The organism is Mesorhizobium sp. M5C.F.Ca.IN.020.32.2.1, assembly GCF_004023105.1.
Taxonomy (GTDB): domain Bacteria; phylum Pseudomonadota; class Alphaproteobacteria; order Rhizobiales; family Rhizobiaceae; genus Mesorhizobium; species Mesorhizobium wenxiniae.
Map to the genome: position 1 here is coordinate 17,616 of NZ_RZSX01000001.1, position 9,505 is coordinate 27,120.

General features: G+C 59.6%; 8 protein-coding genes and 1 pseudogene. 4 read left to right on the plus strand and 5 right to left on the minus strand.

Annotated features, from left to right (window positions below):
• Positions 1-9: 9 nt before the first annotated feature.
• The gene (locus tag EOA86_RS00095) at positions 10-3,594 is read right to left on the minus strand and encodes a PAS domain-containing protein (RefSeq protein ID WP_128340377.1); all 3,585 of its coding nucleotides are present in this window, start codon (positions 3,592-3,594) and stop codon (positions 10-12) included.
• A gap of 305 nt (positions 3,595-3,899) precedes the next feature.
• Here EOA86_RS00095 and EOA86_RS00100 point away from each other — a divergent pair, with 305 nt between their 5' ends.
• From EOA86_RS00100 to EOA86_RS00110, 3 genes and pseudogenes are all read left to right on the plus strand, one after another.
• Entirely contained in the window at positions 3,900-4,706 is an 807-nt protein-coding gene (locus EOA86_RS00100) for an SDR family oxidoreductase (protein WP_128340378.1), read from the plus strand.
• 64 nt (positions 4,707-4,770) lie between these two features.
• The gene (locus EOA86_RS00105; RefSeq protein ID WP_128340386.1) at positions 4,771-5,706 is read left to right on the plus strand and encodes an NmrA family NAD(P)-binding protein; all 936 of its coding nucleotides are present in this window, start codon (positions 4,771-4,773) and stop codon (positions 5,704-5,706) included.
• A gap of 61 nt (positions 5,707-5,767) precedes the next feature.
• Positions 5,768-6,833, plus strand: a pseudogene (locus EOA86_RS00110) (alpha/beta hydrolase).
• 182 nt (positions 6,834-7,015) lie between these two features.
• Here the strand turns inward: EOA86_RS00110 and EOA86_RS00115 are convergent.
• From EOA86_RS00115 to EOA86_RS39200, 3 genes are all read right to left on the minus strand, one after another.
• Positions 7,016-7,495 carry a TIR domain-containing protein gene (locus tag EOA86_RS00115; RefSeq protein WP_128340379.1) on the minus strand — a complete coding sequence of 160 codons (480 nt, stop codon included), beginning with the start codon at positions 7,493-7,495 and terminating at the stop codon, positions 7,016-7,018.
• Complete coding sequence (locus EOA86_RS38340) at positions 7,492-7,785, minus strand: hypothetical protein (RefSeq protein ID WP_164891499.1); 294 nt, start codon at positions 7,783-7,785, stop codon at positions 7,492-7,494. The genes EOA86_RS00115 and EOA86_RS38340 overlap by 4 nt, the downstream gene beginning before the upstream one ends.
• A gap of 174 nt (positions 7,786-7,959) precedes the next feature.
• On the minus strand, positions 7,960-8,409 hold the full coding sequence (locus EOA86_RS39200) for an SAM-dependent DNA methyltransferase (protein WP_206629935.1): 450 nt from the start codon (positions 8,407-8,409) through the stop codon (positions 7,960-7,962).
• On the opposite strand from EOA86_RS39200, the gene EOA86_RS00125 reads away from it, so the two are divergent.
• Entirely contained in the window at positions 8,389-9,309 is a 921-nt protein-coding gene (locus EOA86_RS00125; RefSeq protein ID WP_128340380.1) for a three-Cys-motif partner protein TcmP, read from the plus strand. The genes EOA86_RS39200 and EOA86_RS00125 overlap by 21 nt on opposite strands.
• Here the strand turns inward: EOA86_RS00125 and EOA86_RS00130 are convergent.
• A partial coding sequence (locus EOA86_RS00130) for a DUF5131 family protein (RefSeq protein WP_128340381.1) occupies positions 9,269-9,505 on the minus strand: 237 nt, incomplete at its 5' end. The genes EOA86_RS00125 and EOA86_RS00130 overlap by 41 nt on opposite strands.

Below are 9,505 nucleotides of genomic sequence, written 5' to 3' on the forward strand. Positions count from 1 at the left end.
AAATCCCCGCTACACTTGGACACTGCTGGTGATGGACGCCCCCGCAGCGCTAATATCTTGCGCGGGTGCCTCATCCCCTGAGTACTTGGGGATGGAAAACGAAAACGTGGCCCCGGGGCCGTCATTGGATGCTGCCCACAAGCGGCCGTTGTGGCTCTCGATGATGGAGCGGCTGACGGACAAGCCGATCCCCATACCGTCGTTTTTGGTCGTGTAGAACGCCTCGAAAAGCCGCTCCGCAGCTACGGACGTGAGACCAACGCCGGCGTCCTGCACGGTCAGACGTACATGATCGTCCTCGTCCGGTTCGGTCTTCACAAGCAACCGCCTTGGGCGATCGTCAACACCACCCATTGCATCGGCAGCATTACGCAGCAGATTCATGATGACCTGCTGAAGCTGCACGCGGTCTCCGCCTGCAAGCGGAAGACCGTCGGCAAATGCGGTGCGTAGAACCACCCGGCTTCTTTGAAGATCACTCGACAACAGATCGATCACCTCTCGTGCAGCTTCGTTGAGATCGACGGGCTCGATCGACGGGGTTCTCTTGCTGAAGAGTGCGCGCAGTCGCGTGATCACGTCGGCTGCACGGTTGCCGTCGCGGATGGTGCGTCGCGCGGTCTCCCGCGCGCCGTCCATGTTCGGCGGATCGGCGGCCAGCATACGAAGGCAGGTGCCAGCATTGGTTATGATGCCCGACAGCGGCTGGTTGACTTCATGGGCAATCGACGCCGTCAACGCTCCGAGGCTCGTAATCCTGGTGACATGTGCGAGTTCCGAACGGGCCTTGCTCAGTGCCTCGTCCGCGAGCCGGCGCTCCGTCACGTCCTGCACCGCAGCTAGGCACTCAAGTTGGCCATCCTGGTGACGGACCACACGACCAAAGGTGCGCAAGTACTTCACCCTGTCATCCGGCATCCGCAGCCGGATCTCGTAACCCGGATAGCCGTGGCCAGCGCGAACCCGATCCAATTGCGCCGACAGCGAGGGCATGTCGTCCGGGTGGACTCGCGCACGAAACTGCCCGAGCGTTACAACGCCATTCGGGTCAAACTCGAAGATACGACAGAGTTCTTCCGAAAACGCGATCTCGTCCGTGTCCACGCGCCAAGAGAAGCTGCCGGTCGAACTGAGCTGTTGACCTTCGGCCAGCAGCGTTTCACTGCGCCGAAGCGCTGCTTCAGTCCGCGAACGTTCGATGGCGATGCTCGCGAGGTGCGTCGCATGAGCGATGAGACTTTGATGCTGCGGCGACGGGCTGGCAGGCTGGCGCTGATAGAGGCAAAGCGTGCCAAGGATACGTCCATTTTTTGCATAAATCGGCGTGCTCCAGACCGATCTCAGTCCGTGCTCCAGAACGCGCGTTCGAACAGGGGAGTCGCGCCAGCGTGGGTCCGTGTCCATGTCCTCAGCGACTACCTGTGCCTTCTGACGGACTGCTATCGCGCAGGGCAAAGCGTCGCCGTTAAGAGAGAGCCCAGCAATCGGGTCGGTGTAACTGGGAGGAAGCGAGGGCGCCACGCTGTATTCAATGCTTGGGCCGCTCCAATCGATCGGGTGAACATCACAATAGCAGCCGGGGCCAGCCTCTTCGACCATCTCGCAAAGTGCGCCGAGAACACCGCGAAGCGGTCTGCCCGACGCAATCATCTCCAGCAGATGCTTCTCTCGAGCAAGATTGGTCTCCGCGCGTTTGCGGTCATCGATATCAGTATTGATCCCATACCATTTGACGATGTTCCCGGATGCATCGCGCAATGGATTCGCGCGGAACAGGAGCCATCTATAATCGCCATCAAACCGGCGCAGTCGCGCTTCGGCCTCTCCTGGCTTTCCGGAAGCCATGATTGCCTGCCACGTGGCCGCCAGCCCGCTCAGATCGTCAGAATGGACCGCGACGGTCCAGCCCCAATCCTGTGCCTGCTCGGCCGAAAGACCGACGTAGTCGAGATAGTGCTTGCTGAAGAATTCGGCTGAACCATCAGGACGAGCCGACCAAGCGAGAGCCGGAATGGTGTCGATGATTAGTTTGAAACTGCGCTCGCTTTGGCGAAGCGCTTGCTCGGCTCGCTTCCGGTCGTCAATGTCGATGCTTACTCCGTACCATTTGACGATATTCCCGGATTCGTCGCACAGCGGATTGGCACGAACTAGAAACCATCGATAGATTCCGTCGAAACGGCGAAGGCGTGCCTCAGCTTCCCCCGATTTTCCGGATGCTAAAATGGCCTCCCAAGCAGCAGTAAGTCCGTCTACGTCGTCTGGATGGACCGCTGCTGTTAGGTCCCAGTAATCGGACAGCGCAGTTGTCGGCACCCAATCCTTTATTTGGCCGATCGAAAGGCCCACATAATGAAGATAGTGCTGGTTGAAGAATTGGGTGGAACCATCCGGACGGGCAGACCATGCCAGAACGGGAATCGTGTTGATGATCTCGTTGAGATTGCGCTCGCGCGCCGCGAGGGCTTCTTCGGCACGCTTGCGCTCGTCAATGTCAATGAGCAGGTTGTACCAGCGGTCGATGCGCCCGTTCGTGTCCCGAAGCGGAAATCCGCGAGACTGAAACCAGCGGTAGACGCCATCGAAACGTCGAGCGCGGACTTCGTCCGTGAAGGGCTCACCCGACGCGATCGATCGCGTGAAGTACTCGACAGCACGCGGTAGGTCCTCCGGGTGTGTCATATCGCTGGTTGCCCAGCGCTTCAACTCCTCAAGTGGCTTGCCAAAGAACTCGATGATCTGGCGGTTAACGAATTCGAGCTCACCATTTGGCGTAAAGGCTGCGATCATGCCCGGAATACTGTCCACGATCGATCGGGCATAACTTTCGCTTGCGCTGAGCGCCTCCTCAGCCCGCTTGCGATCATCGATATCGACCAGCAAATGAAACCAACGGAGGATGTTGCCTTGCGGATCACGCAAAGGCAGGCCAAGGAGGTTGTGCCAGCGATAGACGCCGTCAGCACGGCGGTGGCGGCTCTCGACATTGTAGGCGCTGCCCTTTCGGTGCGCATCCAACTGAGCAGCGATCGTCCGCTCCAGATCATCCGGATGGACAACGTCAGAGGCCTTCCAGCCTTTCAGTTCTTCGAATGTTTTGCCGAAGTAATCGAGGGTGAGCTGATTGAGGCCCTCGATCTCGCCCGACGGTGTGGTCACGGCGACCGGCATCGGTATACTATCGACGATCAGCTGAAAATCGAGCTCGCGCCGCCGCAAGGTCTCCTCAGCTCGACGAAAATCCTCGACGTCCGTGCCCACTCCACACCATTTGATGATCTGTCCGCCGTCGCCGCGCATCGGACTGCACTGGACGCGGAACCAATGGTACTGCCCATCGAAGCCCCGTACGCGCGCTTCCAAGTCGCCGGGCTCGCCAGTCGCCAGAATCGATCGCCAGCGTTCGAGTACCGTGGGCAAGTCGTCTGGATTTACTGCGGCCTGCCACTCCCAGCCATGGGCTTCATCGAGGCTGAGACCGGTGTAGTCGGACCAGCGTCGATTGGCGAAGTCGAAATGCCCGTCGGGCTGCGCAGTCCACACCATGGCCGGAAGCGTGTCGAAGACGCGGCCGAGATCGATCTCCATTTCCATCCTTTCGCGTGTATCTGCGCGCGCCTGAGGATGCGTCGGGCAGATGTAAACGTCTATTGTGCCTTGGTGTCGGTTTTGGGCGGTAAATAGGTGTCTCGCCGTTCCACCAAGACAAAAGTATCGCCGATACCATCGTGCAATAGATTTGGCTGCTCTGACAGTCGATCTGTGTGCCCAGAGGAAGACATCATCCCAGTGAGCGGGGCGGCCCGCTCTCCTCCCGAGGCGCGGACCGGGGAATCGATCCCGGTCCGCCGCATGTGAACTCGCGCGCCTCAGCCGCGCAACCGAACAGGAGCAGAATAATGTCTACGAGCCTCAAGGGCATTGCAGTGGTGACGGGCGCCTCCTCAGGGATTGGCGCGATCTATGCCGACCGACTGGCACGCCGCGGCCATGACCTGATCCTCGTGGCACGCAACCAAAAGAAGCTGGACGATGTGGCGAAGCGTATTGCCGGCGCGACCGGCCGCGCCGTCAACGTCGTCGCGGCCGACCTCAACAACAAAGCCGATCTGAACCGCATCGAGGCGATGCTCGCCATAGATTCCGGCATCACCATGCTGGTCAACAACGCCGGTGTTGGCGCCGTCGCGCCGCTGCTGGAGTCTGACACCGACGCCATGGAGGAGATGATCGCGCTCAACGTCACCGCGCTCACCCGGCTCACCTACGCCGTGGTCCCGGCTTTCGTCGCCCGCAGCGGCGGCACGATCATCAACATTTCGTCGGCCGTTGCCATCGCGCCGGAAATCCTGAACGGTGTCTATGGCGGGACGAAAGCCTTCGTGCTGGCGCTCAGCCTGTCGCTCCACAAGGAGCTTGCGAACAAGAACGTGCGTATCCAAGCCGTATTGCCGGGTGCGACCGCTACGAATTTCTGGGATGCGGCGGGCGGCTCGGTCGAGCAGCTGCCGGAGAAGATGGTCATGAAGGCGGACGAGTTGGTGGACGCGGCGCTGGCCGGCCTCGACCAAGGCGAACTCGTCACCATTCCATCGCTTCCCGAGGCGGCGGACTGGCACGCTTACGAGGCGGCGCGGCAGAAGCTCATCCCGAGCCTGTCCCTCAATGTCTTGCCGGCACGCTACCAGATCGCCGCTGCGGCGTAACGAGGCACTCTTAAACGTGCGACACAACTGGGGCGCTGCGACTCACAACCGTAAGGGAATCTATATGATCAGACAGTTCTCATACGGCAGCCCGATCCTCGTGACAGGAGCGGCCGGCGATATCGGTGCTATCGGTCGGCACCTCACCGTCATGCTGCGTGCCAAGGGGCACAGGGTACGCGCCTTGGTCCGGCGCGACGATGAACGCGCTGAGGGACTGCGCCGGCTCGGGGCCGAGGTTGTGGAGGGCGACCTGACCGATCTTGCCTCGATGCACCGGGCGATCGAAGGTTGCCCGCGCATCTATTTTGGAATGTCAGTCTCGGCGGCGTATCTCGAAGCCACGGTCAATGTCGCCGCCGTGGCGCGCCATCACGGCGTTGAGGCGTTCGTGAATATGTCGCAGATGACGGTGGCCCAGATGGGCATAACCGAGACCACGGACAGCCCGCAGCACAAGCTGCACTGGCTTGCCGAACAGGCATTGGCCTGGTCCGGGCTGCCGGTCATCACGGTGCGGCCAACGGTTTTCCTGGAAAGCTTTTTCCTGCGTCTTGCCGCTGCCGGCGTGCGAAATCACGACGAACTGGCGCTTCCGCTGGGTGGCAGCAGAACATCGCCGATCTCGGCTGTTGATGTGGCGCGCGCCGTTTCCGTGATCCTCGACGATCCTGCCCACCACATCGGTCAAGTGTACAATCTCACCGGTTTTGAATCCGCGGATCTGGAGCACTTCGCCCGGGCGTTCTCCGCGGCGCTCGGCCGTACGATACGCTATCGCGACGTGCCGCTCTCGCCATGGATGGACAAGCTCCGCGAGCTTGGGGTGCCAACGCATCTCGCCAAGCACCTGGCGGTGATGGCCGAACTGCACACCGCGGGCCGGTATGATCGTATAACGGATGACCTGTTCAAACTTACTGGAACGAAGCCGACGAGCGTATACGAGTTCGTGAAATCCAACGCCGCTGAATTCACACGGGTTGAAGTTCCGGCCTGAGTGGCTAGTGGCCGTTCCCGCCGCCGCTATCGTGCAACACCGCAATAAAAAGGCCTCGGATATGGGTAGGAGCTACTATCTCGAGCGGATCGATCACCGCCGGCGCCATCTTCTCGGCGGTGCGGCCATGATTGCAGCAGCCCCGTTGGTGATGGCCGTGTCAGCCAATGCGCAATCCGGCGCGACGAATACCGCAGCGGCGACGACCATCAACCCGGGGACCAACACGTCGTTCGGCTCCTTGAAGCACATCGCGGCCGGCGTCCTGAACGTAGGCTACGCCGAAGCGGGACCAATCGACGGACCTCCTGTCATCCTGCTGCACGGCTGGCCATATGACATCCACACCTACATCGACGTCGCTCCTCTCCTGGCGGAGAGGGGATGTCGCGTCATAGTGCCTTTACCTGCGCGGTTACGGCACAACACACTTTCTGTCGCAGGACGCTCCGCGTAACGCCCAGCAGTCAGCACTCGGCGCCGACGTTATCTCCCTGATGGATGCGTTGGGGATTGAGAAAGCCACGATTGCCGGCTGCGACTGGGGAGCGCGAACCGCGAACATCGTTGCCGCGCTCTGGCCGGAACGCTGCAAGGCGATGGTCTCGGTGAGCGGCTATCTCATCGGCAATCAGAAGCTCGGTATGATGCCGTTGCCGCCGAAAGCCGAGTTGCAGTGGTGGTATCAATATTATTTCGCCACCGAGCGCGGCCGCGCCGGCTACGAGAAATACACGCGCGATTTCGCGAGGCTGATCTGGGAGATCGGTTCGCCGCAGTGGAGTTTCGACGACGCCACATTCGACCGGAGTGCGACGGCGTTCGACAATCCGGATCATGTCGCGATCACTATCCACAACTACCGCTGGCGGCTCGGACTGGCCGACGGAGAGCGGCGGTATGACGAGTTGGAGCAGCGGCTCGCCAAGGCGCCGGTGATCGCCGTGCCGACGATCACCCTCGAAGGCGATGCTAACGGCGCGCCGCATCCGGAACCAGGCGCGTATGCCAAAATGTTTTCGGGCAAATACGAGCACCGCACCATCTCAGGCGGCATAGGTCACAACCTGCCCCAGGAGGCGCCTGAAGCCTTTGCTCAGGCAGTGATCCAAGTTGCGGGTCTTTGATCCCGATCCGGAAGCAGCTTTTGCTGAGACTATAAGGTGAGCCGGTGCTCCTGATTTGGATGGGCCCAGGACAGCAGACGGACAGCCCGATTGGATCTCGCGTGGGATCGTCCAATCTCGCGGCACCGACACGGATGGGCTGGCGGATACGCTGCTGCAGTAAGAGCCCTTCGCGCTACAGACTAGCGTCCTGCAGCTCTAGCGGCTGTCTCGATCCAGGATGCGATATTGTTGTAGCCGTCGTAGCGTATCCAGTCGTATGTTCGGTACATTGAGGACATCGGCCGTCCGTCAACCTTCCAATATTCAAGCGGATTGCGGCCAGGCGCGCCGACACCAGTCAGTGGGTCTTTGACGTTATGGATGTCGATCGCCAGGATCCCCATCCTCTGCTCGTAGCTCTTCTTGATCTCATAGCGTACCCACTCGCGATCATAGGTTTCTCGACCGAAAAGTACGGCCGTCACCGAGCAGCCGTGAAGCTGCTCATCAATCCACTGCTTGATTCCACCAGCGCGACGTTTGGCTTCTTCAAACTCCGCCTTGTCGTAGAACGGCACGGCAGCCCCACGCTCGCGCACAACCCAGGACTGCCGTACCTGCTGGATCCGGCGAACATCTCTCTCGTAGTGAAAGCTGAAGAATACTTTGCGAACCGTCACTTTGCCACGTTCCCCTGGAGTTTCCCGACTAGCGCCACAACCTTCGGTACCAGTAGGTTCAGATTTTCTTCATGAGCCGACAACTCCTCCAGCAGGCGCAACGAGTCAGCATCTACGCCGGCGAGGTTGGAGCCCGGATCTGCCAGAGCCTTCTTCGCCAAGGTCAGGGCGGTCGATCCAGTCGCCCCCAGCGGCAAGACGATAAGACCCTGCTCTTTCGCGATTTCAAACTCCCTGATGACTCCATCAGCCTGTTCAACTGAGCCATCGACGAGCTTGTTACCGAATATTGAGTTTGCTTTTTAGGCTCGTGTTTAGGCTTCCGTTTCGGTGTCAGACTGGAGGGGTGCCGGGCCCTGCCTTCCAGCCAGGTGCGAGCCCGGCGGATTCTGCGATGGGTCGCGGCAGAGGTGACGGCAAGCGCGCTCATTAAGAAATGCTATCAGTCCTCGCCCCGAACGCAATCATCCAGCCGATTCAACGCCAAGAATCCACATTGCGATCTCTTTGCCGTCACCCAGCTTCGACGCCTCGTTGAAGTCTGGAAAATCGGCCTGGGACAGTTGCTGGTTGGCGGCCGCCAGCGGGGCTATGATCTTCTTGTTGATCAGATCGCCAATGTCGGGCGTGCCCTTCAAGGCCACTATATCGGCGAAGCTTGCCCCTTTCGGCACGGTGATCGGCGCGTAGGGAAGGTCCGCGTATTTGTCACTGATATAGCGGATGAACAGAAGGGAGAGGACGGACACAATGCCGTGCAGACCACCGCGACCGAACCTAAACGTGGCGCCGATCCGCGAGGGGTGACGGGGTTCGGTGCGTTTGGGAATATCTGGACTTACCGCCTGGACTATGAATTCCTGCCAAAGGAGTGAACTGGCGGGAGTACGTGAGTGTCCGACACTTTCGAGCATGAATTTGGCGGCCAACATACTGACATCAAGCTAGAGATCGTCGAGAAATATCTTAAGCGCTACTCGGCAGCTCTCCACACATGGTGCGACCAGGTTTGGTACATCGACGCTTTCGCCGGCACTGGCCGGCGCACGGTTAGGGTGAAAGCTCGAGAAGGAGATTTATTTGAAGAGCCGGTACCTGAGCAAGTTGAGCACAGGCGTGGTTCGGCCAAAATTGCTATCGATATCGAGCCGCCTTTTGATCGACTGGTATTCATGGACGTCAAGCCAAAGCATGTTGCTGCTCTGGAAGCACTCAAGGCAGAGCACCCAAGCCGCGATATTGACGTGCTTGAAGGCGATGCAAACAAACTCATCAAGAGCGAAATTGCATGGGAAGGCTGGCGAAAAACGCGTGCCGTGATGTTCCTAGACCCTTATGGGATGGAGGTCGAATGGGACACTTTGAGAAGAATCGCAGAAACTAAAGCTATAGACGTCTGGTATTTGTTCCCGCTCTCCGGCTTGTACAGGCAAGCTGCGCGCGATTTGGCCAAGATAGACGGCGCCAAGGAACGAGCGATAACGCGCATGCTTGGGACCGATGAATGGAAGCAGGAGCTATATTCAGATGCACCCAGGCCCGCGGCAAACCTCCTTTTCGATATGGAGCCGGTCGATGTCCGGCAGAGGAATGCCGACGTCGCGGGGTTGGAGCAATACGTCCAAAAGCGTCTGAAGACCATTTTCGCGGAAGTGTTAGATCCGTTCCCTCTGCCAGCGATTGAGCGGCCTCAGAAGTTTTCTCTATTCTGCGCCATCTCAAATCCCTCTAAAAGGGCCATCAGCCTTGCGCAGTCTTTCGGTGGATCGATAGTCAAATCGATGCCGGCATCTCATCATAGAACCGGCCGTTGAGCTCCCGGCCGGCGGCCTTCTTGTTCCGGCCGCCCCACTGCTTGAAGAAAAAGGCAGTGCCGGCCCGGCGACACATACGCTCAATCTCGCCAACCCAACTTGGGTCCATATACCGGGCTTTTGGACCGCTCTCGCCGCCGACGATCGCCCAGTGAATTCCGGTCAGGTCAGAACCAGCGACCGAGCCGATCAGCGG

Coding starts and splice junctions, on each gene's coding strand:
- EOA86_RS00095 (WP_128340377.1), bottom strand. CDS start 3,594: ATGGAAATGGAGATCGATCTCGGCCGCGTCTTCGACACGCTTCCGGCC.
- EOA86_RS00100 (WP_128340378.1), top strand. CDS start 3,900: ATGTCTACGAGCCTCAAGGGCATTGCAGTGGTGACGGGCGCCTCCTCA.
- EOA86_RS00105 (WP_128340386.1), top strand. CDS start 4,771: ATGATCAGACAGTTCTCATACGGCAGCCCGATCCTCGTGACAGGAGCG.
- EOA86_RS39200 (WP_206629935.1), bottom strand. CDS start 8,409: ATGCTCGAAAGTGTCGGACACTCACGTACTCCCGCCAGTTCACTCCTT.